Annotated in this window: 17 protein-coding genes; 2 read left to right on the top strand and 15 right to left on the bottom strand. The window is 50.5% G+C overall.

What is annotated here, in order from left to right; translation table 11 throughout:
* Positions 1-10: 10 nt before the first annotated feature.
* Both EDM59_RS04070 and EDM59_RS04065 read right to left on the bottom strand, forming a co-directional pair.
* The gene (locus EDM59_RS04070) at positions 11-3151 is read right to left on the bottom strand and encodes an efflux RND transporter permease subunit (protein ID WP_122922431.1); all 3141 of its coding nucleotides are present in this window, start codon (positions 3149-3151) and stop codon (positions 11-13) included.
* Between the two features lie 20 nt (positions 3152-3171).
* Positions 3172-3558 (bottom strand): MarR family winged helix-turn-helix transcriptional regulator, encoded by a 387-nt coding sequence (locus EDM59_RS04065; protein ID WP_122922430.1) that lies wholly within the window; start codon positions 3556-3558, stop codon positions 3172-3174.
* 218 nt (positions 3559-3776) lie between these two features.
* On the opposite strand from EDM59_RS04065, the gene EDM59_RS04060 reads away from it, so the two are divergent.
* Positions 3777-4970: a sensor histidine kinase gene (locus EDM59_RS04060; RefSeq protein WP_122923367.1), complete on the top strand. Its 1194-nt coding sequence runs from the start codon at positions 3777-3779 to the stop codon at positions 4968-4970.
* Positions 4967-5650, top strand: a complete 684-nt coding sequence (locus EDM59_RS04055; protein WP_122922429.1) for a response regulator — start codon at positions 4967-4969, stop codon at positions 5648-5650. The genes EDM59_RS04060 and EDM59_RS04055 overlap by 4 nt, the downstream gene beginning before the upstream one ends.
* Before the next feature lie 69 nt (positions 5651-5719).
* On the opposite strand, the gene EDM59_RS04050 is transcribed toward EDM59_RS04055, so the two are convergent.
* From EDM59_RS04050 to EDM59_RS03995, 13 genes are all read right to left on the bottom strand, one after another.
* Positions 5720-7249 (bottom strand): two-component system sensor histidine kinase NtrB, encoded by a 1530-nt coding sequence (locus tag EDM59_RS04050; RefSeq protein ID WP_246010886.1) that lies wholly within the window; start codon positions 7247-7249, stop codon positions 5720-5722.
* Positions 7250-7431: 182 nt separating this feature from the next.
* Positions 7432-7734, bottom strand: a complete 303-nt coding sequence (locus tag EDM59_RS04045) for an antibiotic biosynthesis monooxygenase family protein (RefSeq protein ID WP_246010885.1) — start codon at positions 7732-7734, stop codon at positions 7432-7434.
* Positions 7735-7807: 73 nt separating this feature from the next.
* Positions 7808-8716: a hypothetical protein gene (locus EDM59_RS04040; RefSeq protein ID WP_122922428.1), complete on the bottom strand. Its 909-nt coding sequence runs from the start codon at positions 8714-8716 to the stop codon at positions 7808-7810.
* Positions 8717-8807: 91 nt separating this feature from the next.
* The gene (gene thiE / locus EDM59_RS04035) at positions 8808-9470 is read right to left on the bottom strand and encodes a thiamine phosphate synthase (RefSeq protein WP_122922427.1); all 663 of its coding nucleotides are present in this window, start codon (positions 9468-9470) and stop codon (positions 8808-8810) included.
* On the bottom strand, positions 9467-10096 hold the full coding sequence (locus EDM59_RS04030) for a thiamine phosphate synthase (RefSeq protein WP_122922426.1): 630 nt from the start codon (positions 10094-10096) through the stop codon (positions 9467-9469). Before EDM59_RS04030 ends, thiE begins: the two co-directional genes overlap by 4 nt.
* Entirely contained in the window at positions 10080-10442 is a 363-nt protein-coding gene (locus EDM59_RS04025) for a hypothetical protein (RefSeq protein WP_122922425.1), read from the bottom strand. Before EDM59_RS04025 ends, EDM59_RS04030 begins: the two co-directional genes overlap by 17 nt.
* Before the next feature lie 103 nt (positions 10443-10545).
* Positions 10546-10677, bottom strand: coding sequence for a hypothetical protein (locus EDM59_RS31570; RefSeq protein WP_258957575.1), 132 nt, complete (start codon positions 10675-10677; stop codon positions 10546-10548).
* A 73-nt stretch (positions 10678-10750) separates the two neighbouring features.
* Positions 10751-11170: a DUF3054 domain-containing protein gene (locus tag EDM59_RS04020; RefSeq protein ID WP_122922424.1), complete on the bottom strand. Its 420-nt coding sequence runs from the start codon at positions 11168-11170 to the stop codon at positions 10751-10753.
* Between the two features lie 96 nt (positions 11171-11266).
* A complete protein-coding gene (locus EDM59_RS04015) occupies positions 11267-11857 on the bottom strand; it encodes a GNAT family N-acetyltransferase (protein WP_122922423.1) in 591 nt (196 codons plus the stop codon).
* A gap of 103 nt (positions 11858-11960) precedes the next feature.
* Positions 11961-13061, bottom strand: a complete 1101-nt coding sequence (locus EDM59_RS04010) for a D-TA family PLP-dependent enzyme (protein WP_122923364.1) — start codon at positions 13059-13061, stop codon at positions 11961-11963.
* 147 nt (positions 13062-13208) lie between these two features.
* Positions 13209-14735, bottom strand: coding sequence for a tripartite tricarboxylate transporter permease (locus EDM59_RS04005; RefSeq protein WP_122922422.1), 1527 nt, complete (start codon positions 14733-14735; stop codon positions 13209-13211).
* 13 nt (positions 14736-14748) lie between these two features.
* Entirely contained in the window at positions 14749-15216 is a 468-nt protein-coding gene (locus EDM59_RS04000) for a tripartite tricarboxylate transporter TctB family protein (RefSeq protein ID WP_122922421.1), read from the bottom strand.
* A gap of 90 nt (positions 15217-15306) precedes the next feature.
* Positions 15307-16377 carry a tripartite tricarboxylate transporter substrate binding protein gene (locus tag EDM59_RS03995; RefSeq protein ID WP_122922420.1) on the bottom strand — a complete coding sequence of 357 codons (1071 nt, stop codon included), beginning with the start codon at positions 16375-16377 and terminating at the stop codon, positions 15307-15309.
* Positions 16378-16519: the final 142 nt, after the last annotated feature.

Genomic DNA, 16519 nt, shown 5'->3' with positions numbered 1-16519 from the left:
CCACAAACGTCTACACTTCCAGAGCGGGAGCGTTTTTGGCATTTTTCTTGGCTTCTTTTTTCGCTTTTTTCAGTGCGCGTTTTTCACGGCGCTTTTTCCCTCTATCATCGAACCACGAGGTAACGACTGGCACCAGTACAAGCGTAATCAGAGTCGAGAAGCTCAAACCGAAGATAACGGTAATCGCCATCGGTGCTTGCGTCTCTGTACCGGATCCGCCTGCGAATGCCAATGGACCAATTGCCAGAATCGTAGTCAATGTCGTCATCAAGATCGGACGCAGACGAATCGGACCTGCATGCAGGATTGCATCGCGAAGTTCCCAGCCTTGCGCACGCAATTGGTTGATGTAGTCGATCAATACAATCGCGTTGTTCACGACCAGACCAATCAGCAGGATGTAACCGATCAAAACGGAAACGCTGATCGACGTGCCTGTAACCAGCAGTCCAAGCAATACCCCTGTGACTGTAGGTGGCACAGAGAACATGATGATGAACGGGCTGTAAAGTGATTCAAACTGCGCTGCCATTACCATGTACAGCAATACTACGGACAAGACAATCGCTAGTGCCAAGCTGCCGAACGATTCCGCCATGTCTTGGCTTTGACCACCAAACTCCAGCTTGTAGCCGTCAGGGAGGTTCAGCTTATCCACTTTGGCTTGAATATCTTTGGAAACCGCGTTCAGGTCACGACCTGCCAAATCAGCGGTCACTTTCACTTCACGCGTCATGTTGGAACGATTAATCGTCAATGGTACATCGACTTTGCTGATCGTCGCCACAGAAGAGAGCGCGACTTGTGCTCCGCCTGGTGCCGAGATACGCAAGTTGTTCAAGTAGTTGATATCTTCCTGATAATTTTCAGGCAACTGCAGCTTCACATCGATCTCGTCGTCACCTGTACGATATTTCGTAACTGTCTGTCCTTGGAAAGAAGTACGAACTGTGGAAAGAATTTGGCCGGTTGTCAAACCATACAGGCTCGCTTTTTCGGCGTCTACCTTCACTTCAAACTCTTGACGGGATTCTTCCAAGCTCGTCGTTACGTTATTCGTACCTTGTACACTTTCAACTTCGCCTTTCACAATGCCACTAATGTCTTTCAAAACTTCCAGATCATCCCCGCGAACCGTCAATTCGATTGGCGATCCAGTAGACATTCCTTCTGCAGCACTTACCGTAATTTCCGGACCTGCAATCGACTTGAGCTTCTTCGTCAAATCAATCACAATATCATCCGACGAACGCTGACGCTTTGTTACATCCACCAGCTTCAAGCTGATAGTCGCCTGGTTAGAGGATAAGGTACTTGCGAGCGGTGAGCCGTTGCTTCCGATCGATACCCCCACGATGTCTTTTTCAGGCACCTGGTTCACGATTTCTTCCACTTGTTTCGTGACTTTTTCTGTCTCAGCCAGCACCGTACCGCTCGGCATCTTGATGGAGACAGATACTTGCCCCTGGTCCATGCTCGGAATAAATTCAGCACCGATCATAGGTGTCAAAGCCAGAGAGCCCACCATCATGATGATTGCTGCGGCGATAACCGTTTTACGGCGGCCCAAAGCCCAACCGAGCAATTTGGCATAAGCTTTCTCTACTTTATGGAACCCGATATTAAACCAGATAACCGGGTTGATCCCTTTGTAATTTTTGCGTTCAGTATGCTCAGGCACCTTTTTCAAAATGCGGGAGCTCAGCATTGGTACGAGCAGAATCGAGAACACGAGTGCTGCGATGTGAGAGAATACCACCGTCAGAGCAAGTGGTCCAAACAATTCTGCTGCGATCCCTTCCGTCAAAGCAATCGGCAAGAATACGCAAATCTGTGCCAAGGCAGAAGCCATAACCGCGGTTCCCACTTCTTTGGAACCGACCAGTGCCGCTTCCATCATGCCTTTCCCTTTTTCACGTTGTCGGAAAATATTTTCCAACATAACGACCGCGAAGTCAATCAAGGACCCGAGACCCAGTGTCAAACCGGAAAGGGAAATCAAGTTGATTGTCTGCCCCGTCATGTACATGAGCAGGAAGGTCGCTACGATCGAAACGGGCAGTACGATGATCGCGATGATCATAGACTGGAAGCTTCCCAAGAAGAAGAACAGCAAGATAATCCCGACAAGTCCACCCAGCAGGGCGTGCTCAGCGGTTGTGTAAATAGAGTCTTTGATGTAAGTAGATGTATCCATCGTAGTTGTTACTTGTATGTTTTCAGGCAAATCCTTTTTGATTTGCTCCATCTCTTTGATTACGGCATCGGCTACTTCAATCGTGTTACCACCGGATGCTTTCGTAATCGAGATGCCCAAGCTTGGTTTTCCATTTACATAGCTCAGCTGCGTGACGTCTTCGGTCGTATCGTTCACCTGTGCGATATCACTTAAGCGAATTGAACCGCCACTTCCTACGGATATCGGCGTCAGAGCGATCTGCTCGACATTGGCAAACTCACCTTGTACCCGAATGTTAAGTTTTCCATCCCCTTCGCGAACAGCCCCTGCCGAACCGGACAAGTTGCTGCTGCCGAGGGATTGCTGAATCTGATCAAGCGTCAAGCCATAGGCAGAAAGCTTGGCTGGATCTACGATAACGTCAATGACACGGTCTTGACCACCGTTGATTGCTGCAGAGGCTACACCGTCAATCCGTTCCAAACGGGACTGGATCAAATCCTCTGCCATGTCCTTCAGTTTGTTTACATCCGCATCACCCGTTACCGCAAATTGAATAATCGGCTGAGAGTTCGGATCAATCCGAAGTACACGTGGTGCATGTGCGGAATCAGGCAAGGCTCCTCGAACCTGATCCACCTTTTCCCTCATATCCAGGGTCGCTTGGTCCAAGTCCGTACCCCAGTTGAACATCAAAATAACCTGCGATGCACCCTCAATCGAAACGGAGGAAATACTATCCAGGTCAGAAACCGTTCCGAGGGCATTCTCAATCGGCTTCGTTACGAGCTTCTCTACCTCGCTCGGCGAACCACCGTCTACGGACGTTACGACGACCGCTACCGGAAAGTTCAGCTCAGGCATCAAATCAATTGCCAGGCGGGGTAAGGACACGAAGCCAAAAATAAGCATGGCCACCGTCAACATGATCATCGTAACGGGGCGTTTAATCGATAGCTCTGACAGATTCAATTTTACTCACCTCTTTTAATTCAGCTAGTCAGTTTCTTTTTTGGTGAAAATAAATCTTGCAATGCATGAAGAGATGAGATTGTCTGAGGATCTTCCATCTCGACCCGCTCCTGCTCGGTTACCCGCTCAGTCAAGGCGACCCACACGATTCTCCGATCATTCTTATCTCGATACCTCCTCACCAGCTCTTCCTGCTCGAGCCTGTTTATCAGTCCGGAAGTTGTACTGTATGAAAGATCGACAGCCTTGCTAATGTCTCCCATCGTCCTCGGACCCTTTTCAATCTGCTCCAGGATGAGCACCTGTTGCCATGTCACATCGCCGGTATCCAGTTCCTTCTTCGAAATCGATGAAAACAAGGCACTCGCTTCCCGCAGAAGCTTTGCCAGCTGAATCAACTCTTTCATGAAAGCCTCCCCTTGCGTTGACTGCATCACTTTAGACTCTACACTACCCTGTGAGTGTATTTACCCATTTCATTCTACCTGCAGACCCAGGGAGTGAAGTCTACCAGTTGGATGATTTCCAGGTGTACAGTGTCTATCTAGAGATAGATGACAGCCCATGCTAGAATGAAACTAAGCGAAAAACCCGACAGAGAAAGAAGGACGTCTCTTTGTTGCGAATGAGTCTAAAAGCGATTCAAAAGCGTTTGTTGATCATCTGGTTTTCAGTTCTCATCATTTTGTCTTTACTTCCGAATTCATTCATGCGGGAAACACCCATTCAATTTTACACTACTATGGTACTATTCTTTTTCTATATCGTCTTGTTTTGGGTGTCTAAAAAGAATTGGAAGCCATACCAAATTGAGCTAGTTACCATCCTTCTCGGGTCCATGTCACTGATCAAGAGTGTTTTTATCGGTGGAGAAGGCTTTGGCATGATGCTGCCACTTGCTGTGTTTATCGGTTTTCATATTGAAGGAAAACGCTCACTGGCCTATGCCACTTTTTTCGGCGTCTGCACGACCCTGTCTTTGTATTTTGAAGACATCTTGGAGCTTGCGCATATCGTACCGTTCATTTTGACCTACATCGGCTGCTATATCGGTGCACGGGGCTACCGCATCCAGGATACCGCCTATAAAACCAATCAGCTGCATTTGGAAGAATTGCAGCAGGCACACGCGGAGCTGCAGGAAGCACATGAACAGCTGCAAGAAGCTGCCCTCCATACCATGCAAGTCGCCGTACTGGAGGAGAGGACCCGAATCGCACGGGACATCCACGATGCCCTCGGGCACAGTCTGACGTCCCTCATCGTGCAGCTTCATGCGGTCAAGTACATGCTGCAGGACGGACCTCCCCAGGCTCAGGAAGCCATACGGAATATGCTTGGTGTCGCCAAGCAAAGTCTGGAGGAAATCCGCTCCTCTGTGCACACACTTGCAGTGGATAAAACCTCGCTGGGTCTGACCCCGCTTCGTGCCATGCTCTCACAAGCAGAAAAGCATACCGGCGTAAAAATGGAACTGGTAACGGACAAACTGGACATCACCTTGTCTCAGGAGATCACGATCACGATTTACCGCATCTTGCAAGAAGCGGTGACAAATACTTTGCGCCATTCCGACGCCCAGCATATCGAGGTAGTGGTTGAGAATCGCGGTCAGCATCTTTGGTTCAGCATCCGCGATGACGGCAGCATCACACCGAATAAAGCCGTAAAACCAGGCTTCGGACTGCACGGGATACAGGAACGGTTGACAAAGCTCAATGGACGATTCCGCTATTTTGTCCGGACTCCACACGGATTTCAAATTGATGTAGAAATACCGCTGAATACACCCCCACAAGAAGGGAGCATACGCAGATGACAGATATACATCACCAAGAGAAAATTCGCGTCGTTCTGGTAGATGACCAAACGATGATTCGCCAGGGACTCGGCTACGTCATCCAGATGCAACCGGATATGGAAGTAATCGGAGAAGCTTCTGATGGCGACGAAGCGGTCGCGCTGGTGGGTGAGCTGAATCCCGATGTCGTTTTGATGGATGTGCAGATGCCCAACAAGTCCGGGATTGACGCTACTAGAGAAATCATGCTCCTCCGCCCCGCGTTAAAGGTGCTGATTTTGACGACCTTTGACAATCATAACTACGTCGTGGACGGCATCCGCGCTGGTGCTGTCGGCTATATGCTAAAAGACGCGGATTCTCAAGAAATGCTGGATCTGATCAGGCGCGCCCATCAGGGAGAGGCCCTGTTTCACACCGTAACGGCTGCCAAGGCACTGGCGGAGGTCCTGCAATCACAGCAGACAGCACCTGATCATACCCCGCAAGCCTCTTACCTGTTGGATGAGCTGACGGATCGGGAGCTAGACGTCCTGCAGCAGATCGCATACGGTTATCGAAACGACCAAATTGCACAGAATCTGTTCATTTCAGAAGGAACCGTGAAGACCCATGTCCATCGCATTTTGCAGAAAATGGGCGTAGAAGACCGCACGCAAGCGGTTGCCATGGCACTTCGCCAGCAACTGGTCAAATAAAAAGCGAATTTCTTTTCATCGATTCACAGAAAAAAAGACGGAGGAATCATCCGTCTTTTTTTGCGTGTCTTACAGCTCTTCCTTGGAGCGTAAAGGCAGACGAATTTCAAAACGAGCACCTTTCAAATCGGACGAGTTGCCCGCGAAGATTTCTCCCCCATGATCCGTGATAATACGTTGTGTCGTAGACAGCCCGAGGCCGGTTCCCTCCTGCTTCGTCGTAAAAAACGGAATGAACAGGTTTTGCAAAGTCTCATCAGACATTCCCGGGCCATCGTCCTCGACGGTAATCACGATCCGATGAATGGATGCAATCACTGTGATCCTCACCAGTGAACCGCCGTTCGTGAGTGCTTCAAAAGCATTCTTTAAAATATTGAGAAAGGCTTGTTTGATTCTCGAGCGATAACCGTATATGTACCAAGCTCCATGGGCAATTTGCAGCTCCAGCTTGATTCCTCGGCGGTTTGCTTCGGGCTCCAGTAAACGGATGACACCTGAAAGCTCCTCCATCACTGGAAAGCACTCCGAAACGATCTTGTCATCCCTGTACCGCGCTAGAACTAGAACGTCATTCAAGAGCCCGTCAATTCTCTCTATTTCCGTCAAGATCACAGAGAAATAGGTCTCTCTGCGATTCGTTTCTTCCTGTTCCCTCAGCAGCTGGATAAAGCCTTTGATCGACGTCAGCGGATTTCTGATTTCATGTGCCATTCCTGCTGCCAATTGGCCGACTGCCGCCAGCGCTTCCCTTTTCGTCAGTTCCTCCTCGTACCGATTGCTGTCGGTTAAATTTCGCAAGACGGCAATCGCTCCCCACAGCTCCCCATCATGATAGATCGGACTTGTACTTACCGTCGTCCATTGTCCCCAATACTCCGCGACATAGTGACCAGTCTGCCCCCGTTCGAGGACCCACTGCACAAAGCGCTCCCCTTCATGCGGGCGAAAGATCTCATCGATGTTTTGACCCAGGATCTTTTCGCGATCTACCTGAAACAGTTTTGCCAAGGCTTGGTTAGCTTCCACAATGTTCATTTGACGGTCAATCATCAGCACGGCAATATCGAGTGATTGCAAAACAATTTGCACCAATTCTTGCTCTGCTACTTCCGCGAATGGGGCACCGTTCTTGTTTTTCACGCGGGTGGGTACCTGCGTTCCCATCCCTATGTCGGAATGGACTTGGCCCAATTCCAGCAGTTTGGACACTTGATTGTCCACCGCTTGGTACAGCTGCAGCTGAACTTGATAAAAGGACAGCTGGTCCTCCGTTGTGATGAGCAGACAGCTCGCATGCTCCAGCAAATGCTCGAGGATTTTGTCCCGTGCGTTCCGAAGCTGCTCGGCTACATGCCTGCTGGATAAGCCCAGCTCTTCAAAAAAATTCGAGAATACGCCTATCTGCTGCCTGACCTCCAGGGGATCAGAGGCAGCAAGAGCATCCCCTAATCGCAAAAATGTTTCAACCAAACACTCTTCCCGATATATTCCGCGCTCCCACACAAGTGCTTGCTGTTCGTCCGAAAGAAATGAGAGCATTTCGGCCGCCATCACAGGGGCCAGATCTGCAAAATACGTACGTATTCGATTTTTCAAAACGCTCTGGCTCCTTTGCTTCCAACTGTACCGTGGTGATTTCTTCCATTTTCCGAATGCTTCTATTATGGCTGGAAATAGGTTGATATGTAAAGCATAGTCACTAGCGAAATAGGACAAAACCAGGACGTTTCCTACAAAAAAGGCATTTGCCCTTGTGATCAGACAAATGCCTTTGCTTATTAGGAATGGGATTTTACTGCGTAGTTGCGCAGCTCGGATTTTACCGGGCTGTTCGGGTTGCCGCCTGCATGCGCACGCTGGAACGCTTCACTCTGCGTCCAGTTTTGGAAATCCGCTTCCGACTCCCATTTCGTAAAGACGATGTACTCATCCCCTTCAGACGGAGCCAGGAAAAGGAATTCAAGGAACCCGGGAACCCCCTTCATCCGCTCTCCACCACTGCCAAATGCTCTTTCCAAATGTGATGCGTAGTCTGCTGGCACCCGAAGTCGGTTCATCGATACGTACATAATATTTGCCACGTCCTTTCCCACATTGGTTTTCCCTTTCATTATACATGGGACTCTAGCAAAACAAAAATAACCGCTGACGCATCTATTCGCGCCTGCGGTTCATTTGTTGTTCCAGCATAATATCCATCAGCAAGGTGTCTTGCAGCGGTTCTTTCGGATCCGTAGTCAACAAGGCAGCGACTGCCGCCATCGCGCAACGAACGGACTGATAGGAGTAAAATGCATCCCGCTCTGATTCACTAAAGAGGGACAGGTCCGAACGTTCCTGCACTGGATACGGAAAATCGGTCTCTACTCCAGCGCGGTCCAAAACGATCAAAGCCTGTTTAATCGCCAAGAGCGCAGCGCTGACACTGATCCCGTATTCCTTTCGCAAATCATCCCATACTTGAAACGCTGATTTTTCGACTCTCTCTTGATTCGGTCGCGTGATGATTCCTGATTTACGACCTTCTTTCAGCAGCCAGTCTACAAAAATATCTGGGCGTGGCGGAAACGCGTATACCTGCAGCTTCATTTCCAGCTCTGTAGGAAAGTCCTTTGCAAAGCGTGCATGAGAAAGCGACATTTCATAGCGCCTCGAGGGATGGCCAGGAACCGTAACAAAGACAGTATCTTGACGGACAGCGGCCACCTGCAGCTTCGTTCGAGCGGGTATTCGGCCCTGAGGTGCCTTCTCCCTGCGAATATTCCCAGGTATCAGCTCTGTACCAAACTGGTGATATTCGAGGGGAGAATCAATCCATGGGATCGGCTCCCGCTCCAAAATCTCATAAAGACCATTAAACGTAACCCATTCCCCGGGACGTCTCTGACTGCGAATAAGGACAGTATGGCGCTCATCCTCTGGCGGAACTTCGGTATCCTGATCATCAGGAGCAGGATTCAGACGCTTGTGTTCCACTAGCGCACTTTCATTCATGGACAGACGCTCCAGCAGCTCCCGTTTGCTGACCCACTCATATCCGATTCGGTATATCCGGTTTTTCATCGGCTCCACCTCCTTTTGGTCGCCATTTGGCGTTTTTGATTTAGCCGGTTTTTCGGTTAACGTACCATATGTATTTCGAGACCTGTCCGTGCTAGACAGATCGTACAATTCCCTGCAGAGCACGTGCCGCATCGCTCGGTGAATCCGCTCGCGTAATGGCGCTGATCACAGCCACTCCATCCGCACCGGCGCGAATAACTTCCACGGCATTTTGCAGCGTAATCCCGCCGATCCCCACAATAGGAAGTTCACTTCCAACCGCTTCTCGAATGACGCGCAAGCCTTCGGGTCCGATCGGCTCTCCCGCATCTGCTTTGGATGAAGTGGCGTACATCGCTCCTACTCCGATGCAGTCGACCCCGCCCGCTTGAGCGGCCAATGCCTCTTCTACGGTAGCAGCAGAAACCCCAATGTACATGTTTGGCCCTACCGCCTCTCTGACCTCAGCGAGCTGCATATCGTCCTGGCCCACGTGTACGCCATCTGCCTGCAGCCGGATCGCCAAGTCCACATCGTCGTTGACAAAAAAGAGGGCCCCGCTCTCACGGCAAAGAAGCTGCAGCTGACGCCCCAGCTCAACGCGCTCATCCGCCGTGAGCTTGCTTCCCTTGTCCCTCAGCTGAAGCGTGCCTACCCCGCCTTGCAGAGCATCAGCTACAATGGCTACTGTCCGCTCGATAGAGTAATCACAGTCCTGAGTACCGACTACAAGATAGACCCCCATTTTTTCGCGAAGTACGTTTCTATCCTTCATTTCGATCTGCCCTCCCAAGTGTCCAATACATTTCGATATGCTGCTGTTGCTTCCTTGACGTCGTGTGCGTCGGTAATGCCCGATAAAACAGCGATACCTCGGCAGCCCGCCGCTAAAACGTTCGTCGTATTCGCCGGGGTAATCCCCCCAATTCCAAACACAGGAATAGACAGCGCCGCCGTGATGCTCGTAAGCTCTTCTGTTCCTCTCGGAGGGACACCCGGCTTGGAGCCACTAGGAAACAGATGGCCGTACAACGCATAGGTTGCCCCGTCAGCAGCAGCTGCTTCTGCTTCCTTGACCGAATGCACAGATCTGCCTATCCATTGCTCCTTCGCTAAGAGAAGCCGCGCTTCTGATGGCGTCAAGCTGTGATAGGCCAAATGGGCGCCCCGGCAACCGCTTGCTGCTGCAACATCTACTCGGTCGTTGACAATCAGACAGGAGATTGGCATGACCGTGGACAAAGCTTTTACCCAGTCCATGCACTCTCTTGCTGTACGCTGCTTTTCCCGTATATGTAAATAATCCATTCCACCCGCATAAGCCGCTTCTGCCATCGAAAGCACTTCCTCCAAGCTTTGACGGCCGTTCGTGATGACGTGCAGCTCAGGCCTGCCCGACATTGCTCTGCCCTCCGCCTCCAGATAAGGCTGCCAAGCACTCCTGCAGCCACTGCTTGGTCTTGTCATCCCCTTCGCTAGGTGCATGAGCCAATAAGTCGATTACTAATCTTCTGAGGAAAAACGTCTGTTGAATTGTCATGGGAAACGTAATTTTTTTCGGTTTTTCTTCTTGCTTCTCCAGCGTTTCCACGCCCGTGAGCAGCATATTAGCGATGGATTCGACCAGCTCGACGATTTGCTCGTTTTGCTTTAATTCATCGTAAACGCCGTCAAAGAGACGACACAATATCAAAAATGCCTGTGACGACAAGGTCACCGGCTGTACTTCCTGCATCGGTTCCGTCATGCTCTTCCCCCCACTTGCTTTCCTGATCCTGGCTAGAAAAAACAAAACCTATTATAGCACAATGCAAGGGAGCATCCATGGAGAATTAGAAAAACCGCTGAAATCAGCGGCTTTCACTTGTTCCTTCATTTCGGTCATTGTGATTGGACTGGCGCAGGTTTGTATTCTTGTCTTTCTCATCAAGCGTCTTCCCGCGGTTTTTACCCAAGTCCTTGCTGTTGTTGTTCTTACCCATGATTCCACCTCCCCTGACAATGATGTCAAAGGATAGCGTAACCAATCTGGGGCTCTTTACTCCCCAATCTTAATCAGCTTTTCACAAGTTTGTGCTGTTTGGTTTTGCTAAGCGAGAAACCGATCGCAAAAAGCACGCGCCAGCCTAAGAGAAAGGCGAAGGTAATCACATACGCAACCCATGTGAATACCCAGGTCATCGGAACGCCTGTCCAGCACGCTCGCAGAACTAAACCAATCGGTGCAGCAAGCGTCCAGGTGAGAAAGGTGGAAAGCATCAGCCATCCAAAGGATCGATAGGATTTTGGCCCATAGCTGCGAAAGACGAAGATCGCCACTAGCCAACCTACCAAAAAGGGTGCAAGGGTATCGAGCAAGCCCAGAAAAGACACGGGCAAATGATGAGCCAATTTTCCATAGTAGGCGAAAAGCAGGAAAGCTAACAGATCACCTGCAAACAAGACATAGCCAGCCGGCAGTATACGAAGTTTCATGAATATCCTCTTCTCTCATGAAGCGAAGTGTACAGCAAGTATGCTTCCCCTGTATTGTACACATCCTGCCTGCTGACTCACAATCGTTCCACCCGTTTATTCACGAAACAGCAACAAATGCAGCTTTTCCTGGACGTTTTTCCATTCCGTATGGGTGATGCTGAAATAGACGGAATCGCGGACGTATCCATCCGGTAATATCATGTGATTGCGCAGGACACCTTCGCGGACACCACCGATTCGGGCAATGGCCCGTTGGGAATTCAGGTTGCGCGAATCGGTCTTGAGCTGCACACGAATGCATCCCAATTGCTCGAAGCAGTGGCGCATCAGCAAATACTTGCACTCTGTATTTATCGCACTCTTCCAAACGGAGGGAGTGAGCCATGTAAATCCAATCTCGAGGCCGCGATCCTTCCTCGCGATATTTAAGAAGCGCGTACTGCCGATGACTTTACCCTCTTCTCGGCTTATGATGGCGAAAGGAAGCTCAATCCCTTCCTCTTCATTCCTCATCGCCGTTTCCACAAAGCTGACCGCATCCTCCAGCTGGTCGATCTTTACGCTCATATAGGGCCAGATATTCTCGTATCGACCTGCCTCCCAGATTCCCTCGATATGCGCATGGCGCAAAGGCTCCAAGCGGACGTATTTTCCTTCTAGCGTGACGGGTGCAATGTTTAGCATGATTGTGTCTCCTCCGACTGTTCTGTTAAAGCTGAAAAGCAGAACAGCTCTCATAAATTTTTCCTATGATAAGGGGGGATTTCCAATCTGTCAAACATTCTTTTTATTGAACATGCCCTCTCGCGTCAACTTTCCAAGTATCGATGACTTGCCCGTCACGGACGACATAAACCTGATCAAACAAATTCATCACGGCGCAGGCATGATTGGGAATGATCTGGACACGATCGAGCAGACGCAGACTCGTCTCGCCTTCGATACTCGCAACCCCATGTTCTTCAGACAAGCGCTGGATAACGATCTCGGGATGACCGACCACATGGCCGAAGCCTTTGACGGTTGCATTCCCGTGCGCCCCTTGGTCTAAAGCCAGTGATTTGCTCCCTGTATCCAAAACGAGCCGCTCGCCTGGACGGTGGCTTACAACCGTGGCCATCACCCGCAAGGCACATTGTGAATATGTAGCGGCTCCTAAGCCGACTTGAATCGCATCGTAAAACACGGCGTTTCCCGGTCGTATCTCCGTGATGCCAGGGACTTTGCCGGAAATCCGAAATGTCGGGGTCGAGCCGACGCTCCTCACCTCGATAGGAATCCCGTGTTCCTCGCAGAGCTGCGCGCTCGCCACGATACACTCTCCTTCGTAGCGGCCGATGCGCTCAATCTGCTCGTATTCTGTGGCAGCGTAAGAATGTCCAGCATGGGTATAAAGCCCTTTCAATTTCAGGTTGGGGCACCGTTCACTGACATACTGTGCCAGCCTCAGGGTAGGCTCTCCTGGATCGACACCGCATCGCTTCAGGCCGGAATCGATTTTCAGCCAGACTTCCACCTCTTGATGAATAGGCTGAAAGAATTGTTGGACGTGGGCTGCTTGCTCTTCCGAATCCAAGGTTAAAATGATCGTTGCACGAGGAAGCAGCGCTGCTACACGCTCCAGCTTTGTACGCGACGCGAGCGGGTAGGCGATCAGGATGTTGTCGATTCCCCCTTTCACCATCACCTCTGCCTCCGATACTTTTGCTACAGTGATCCCGCACGCTCCGTTTGCCATCTGTCGCTTTGCGATTTCAATCGATTTGTGCGTTTTGATATGGGGACGCCACGCGATGCCTTGTTCTTTCGCAAAATCGTCTACCAGCCTCATATTCGCTTCCATGCTGTCAAGGTCTACTAGCAATGAAGGTGTGTCCAATTGTGTCATGTCCACTTTTCCATGCCCTCCAGATCCATTTCATAATATAGGAAAAAGCATTGCGTTTGTTTCATCATACACGGGGATTCGATGGTTGAAAAGGAAACAGAAAAAGTCCCCTTTGCAGCTTTTTTCTACAAAGGGGACTCCTTCCTCTTACGCTTCCTCGGAAATGACAACTTCTTTGCCACGCATCTTCAATAACAAGGGAATCACCAGCCATAGAAGCGCACAGAGAAGAAAGACAGCCGATATCGGCTTGGAGAGAAAGATGGTAAAATCGCCGTTTGAGGTAGTCAGCGCACGTCGCATGTTATTTTCGATCATAGGCCCAAGAACGAGCCCCAAAACCAAAGGTGCCAGCGGGAAATCATTTTTCGCAAAGAAGTAACCCGCCAGTCCGCAAATCACCAGCAGCACGAGATCGAAAGTGCTAATCTGGACTGCGTACACACCGAACACAGATATGGCGATGATCATCGGAAGCAAATATTGCGATGGTGTCTCGATGATCTTGGCAAACACCTTGACGAGCGGCATGTTCAAAATCAACAGCATCACGTTCCCGATGAACATGCTCGCGATCAACCCCCAGGCGATTTGCGGATGGTCCGTGAACAAGAGTGGACCAGGCTGAACATTGTACATGAGAAGAGCTCCCATCAGGATCGCCGTAGTACCTGAGCCTGGAATACCCATCGTTAAGAGCGGAACCATCGCTCCGCCAGATGCTCCATTGTTTGCTGATTCCGGGGACGCTACCCCCTCGATCGCCCCTTTTCCAAACCGGGACGGATCTTTGCTGAGCTTCTTTTCTACGATATAGGCAAAAAAGGATGCCAATGTAGCTCCTGCACCAGGGAGGACGCCGATAAAAAATCCAAGAATGGAGCCCCGTGCAATCGGAGCGGCACTTTGCTTCAAATCCAGGAGAGACGGGCGAATTCGACCTACCTTTATGATTTCCTTGTTCTCCTGGTCTTGTTCGAGAATGGTTTTAAAGACCTCTCCTAAGGCAAACAGCCCCACTGCAATCGTTAAGAACTCCAAGCCCTGATACAGATCAGGAACATCATAGGTGAACCGCGCCACACCAGACACGCTGTCAATGCCAATCGTAGCCAGCAACAAACCGAAGACTGTCATCATCAGCGCCTTGGTCATTGACTTTCCACCCAAGCCGCTTACCGCACAAAGACCGAGAATCATGAGAGAAAAGTACTCTGCTGGTCCAAATTTCAGGGCGAGGTCCGACAAAGGCTCCGCCAGAAAAACCAGGGCAATCAGCGCCACGATGCCTGCAACGAAGGACCCGATCGCTGAAATCGAAAGTGCCGTACCTGCTCTGCCCTGTCGCGCCATCTGGTAGCCGTCCAGCGTAGTCACTACCGAAGAAGATTCGCCCGGGGTATTTAACAGGATCGATGTCGTCGATCCCCCGTACATCGCGCCGTAGTAGACACCTGCCAGCAGAATGATTGCACTCGCCGCAGCTGATTCCGGGGGGAGACCCGAAGTAAGTGATGCCGTCACAGGCATGAGAAGTGCCACACCGCTCATCGGACCGATTCCGGGAAGCACCCCTACTGCCGTTCCGATCAATACGCCTACAAACGCATAGAGCAGGTTATGCCATTGCAAGGCGAGGAGAAAGCCGTCACCCAAATATTGCAGGGCATTCATGATCCATCCCTCCTTACAAGCCTAGCCAGGCAGGAAATCCGGGCAGCGTTCCCTGCAGTAAATAGACGTACAAATAGTAGACGCCCGCAGAAAAGAGCAGCGATATGGCGGAAGCCTTTATCCAGCTGCTGCTGCCCATCACCCGAAAAGCAACAGCCAGAAATAAAAAGGTAGCGATCAAGTAGCCGAGTGTCTCAAATAGAAAAACATAGAGAAAGGTCGCAGCGAGAATCAGCAAAAATCGCCCGTAGTTTCGTTTCTCGGAGGGTGCTGGCGCAGGCCCCGTCTTTTTCTGTTTACTCGTCTCCCAGAACAGTCGCAGGCTCAGCAGGATTAAGAGAATGCCAAGTCCAAGCGGAAACATGTTAGGTCCTACTTCACTTCCATAAGCGCTGGTAGCAATCGAACGGCTCTCTACAATAAACGCTGCACCTATGATGGCAAAAAAGATACTTCCCAAACGATCGAATGTGAGATTCATGTTCTTCCTCCTGTACGATGTCATTAGCAGTCGCGGGCCGCAAAGGCTTCATCTATGAAAAAAGGAGAGGATGACCCTCTCCTTTTTTGTTTATTTTGCCATGCCTAGAGAGGTCAGCAGCTCTTTAACCAGCTTGTCTTGTTCGTCGAGGAAAGAAGTGAAGCTCGCCGCATCCTTGTATTCCGCTTCCCATCCGTTCGCCGTCAGTTCTTTTTTCCATCCCTCATTGTCGTTCAGCTCTTTGAGTTTTGCATCCCAGTAGGCTTTGGCATCCGCCGGCATCTCTGCAGGACCAAAGACGCCGCGCCAGATCGTGAAGGTCGCATCGATTCCCTGCTCTTTCAGGGTAGGCACATCGCTCAGCACGCCAGTCAGCCTTTGATCGGATGTCACGCCCAGCACACGAATTTTTCCCGCTTTCAAATATTCCCCTACCCCGGACGCATCCGTCGCAATCATATCTGCATTTCCACCCAACAATGCTGCGATCGCCTCGCCACCGCCATCGTAGGAAACGTATTTGACGCTCTTTGGATCAATCCCATACTTGGCAGCAGGAAGGACACTCACCAAATGGTCCATCGAGCCAGGAGCGGAGCCACCTGCCACCGTAAGCTTGGTCGGATCCGCTTTGATCGCATCCAGCAAGCTCTTGATGTCCTTATAAGGGGAGTCCGCCTTTACGACCAGCGCCCCAAAATCCTTCGTCATTTGCGCAAGCGGAGTCACTTCCCGGTATCCGTAAGGCGTATTTCCTTCCTTTTTATTGTTGTTAATCAGGATTGGTGGGGAACTGACAAACAATCTGTATGGATTCCCTTTATCCTTGTTCACATACTCTGCCATGAAAACAGTGCCACCGCCGCCAGGCTTATTTTCAATGGTAATGGTCTGGCCTACGAGCTTGCTTTCATTCAAGACCTTCCCCAGCGACCGAGCCGTTTTGTCCCAGCCACCGCCAGCCCCTGATGGCGCTACAATGACAAGTGGCTTTTCCGGATAGCTCGATGTGGCCGGTGCCGGTTGTGCTCCAGTCCCTCCAGAGCTGCCATTGCCACCTGCGCTTCCCGTACTTCCCGTCCCAGCATTCCCCCCGCTACAAGCTGCCAGTGTGAGTGTAAAGAAAACAGACAGCGCGATCCATACCTTTTTCTTTTGCATCCCGCATCCCCCTTGACCCTACGTTATTGTAAGCGCATACAACACTTACCCCTACCGTAACATGGGGATTTGGAAGTGAATAGTTTTCGTGCATAAGGTATATTCTGAATTTTGTGCACTTTTCGTTCATATTGTTCACGGG

Source organism: Brevibacillus nitrificans, from assembly GCF_003710965.1.
Taxonomy (GTDB): Bacteria; Bacillota; Bacilli; order Brevibacillales; family Brevibacillaceae; genus Brevibacillus; species Brevibacillus centrosporus.
Note: the sequence above shows the minus strand (reverse complement) of the source record. Positions and strands in the feature narration are given on the sequence as shown.

Bases quoted from the DNA above. Each gene is read 5' to 3' on its own strand.
- EDM59_RS04020 (WP_122922424.1), bottom strand. From the start codon at position 11,170: ATGAAACTTCGTATACTGCCGGCTGGCTATGTCTTGTTTGCAGGTGAT.
- EDM59_RS03995 (WP_122922420.1), bottom strand. From the start codon at position 16,377: ATGCAAAAGAAAAAGGTATGGATCGCGCTGTCTGTTTTCTTTACACTC.
- EDM59_RS04015 (WP_122922423.1), bottom strand. From the start codon at position 11,857: ATGCTAAACATTGCACCCGTCACGCTAGAAGGAAAATACGTCCGCTTG.
- EDM59_RS04040 (WP_122922428.1), bottom strand. From the start codon at position 8,716: ATGAAAAACCGGATATACCGAATCGGATATGAGTGGGTCAGCAAACGG.
- EDM59_RS04065 (WP_122922430.1), bottom strand. From the start codon at position 3,558: ATGAAAGAGTTGATTCAGCTGGCAAAGCTTCTGCGGGAAGCGAGTGCC.
- EDM59_RS04060 (WP_122923367.1), top strand. From the start codon at position 3,777: ATGAGTCTAAAAGCGATTCAAAAGCGTTTGTTGATCATCTGGTTTTCA.
- EDM59_RS31570 (WP_258957575.1), bottom strand. From the start codon at position 10,677: ATGGGTAAGAACAACAACAGCAAGGACTTGGGTAAAAACCGCGGGAAG.
- thiE (WP_122922427.1), bottom strand. From the start codon at position 9,470: ATGAAGGATAGAAACGTACTTCGCGAAAAAATGGGGGTCTATCTTGTA.
- EDM59_RS04055 (WP_122922429.1), top strand. From the start codon at position 4,967: ATGACAGATATACATCACCAAGAGAAAATTCGCGTCGTTCTGGTAGAT.
- EDM59_RS04010 (WP_122923364.1), bottom strand. From the start codon at position 13,061: ATGACACAATTGGACACACCTTCATTGCTAGTAGACCTTGACAGCATG.
- EDM59_RS04000 (WP_122922421.1), bottom strand. From the start codon at position 15,216: ATGAATCTCACATTCGATCGTTTGGGAAGTATCTTTTTTGCCATCATA.
- EDM59_RS04005 (WP_122922422.1), bottom strand. From the start codon at position 14,735: ATGAATGCCCTGCAATATTTGGGTGACGGCTTTCTCCTCGCCTTGCAA.
- EDM59_RS04030 (WP_122922426.1), bottom strand. From the start codon at position 10,096: ATGTCGGGCAGGCCTGAGCTGCACGTCATCACGAACGGCCGTCAAAGC.
- EDM59_RS04025 (WP_122922425.1), bottom strand. From the start codon at position 10,442: ATGACGGAACCGATGCAGGAAGTACAGCCGGTGACCTTGTCGTCACAG.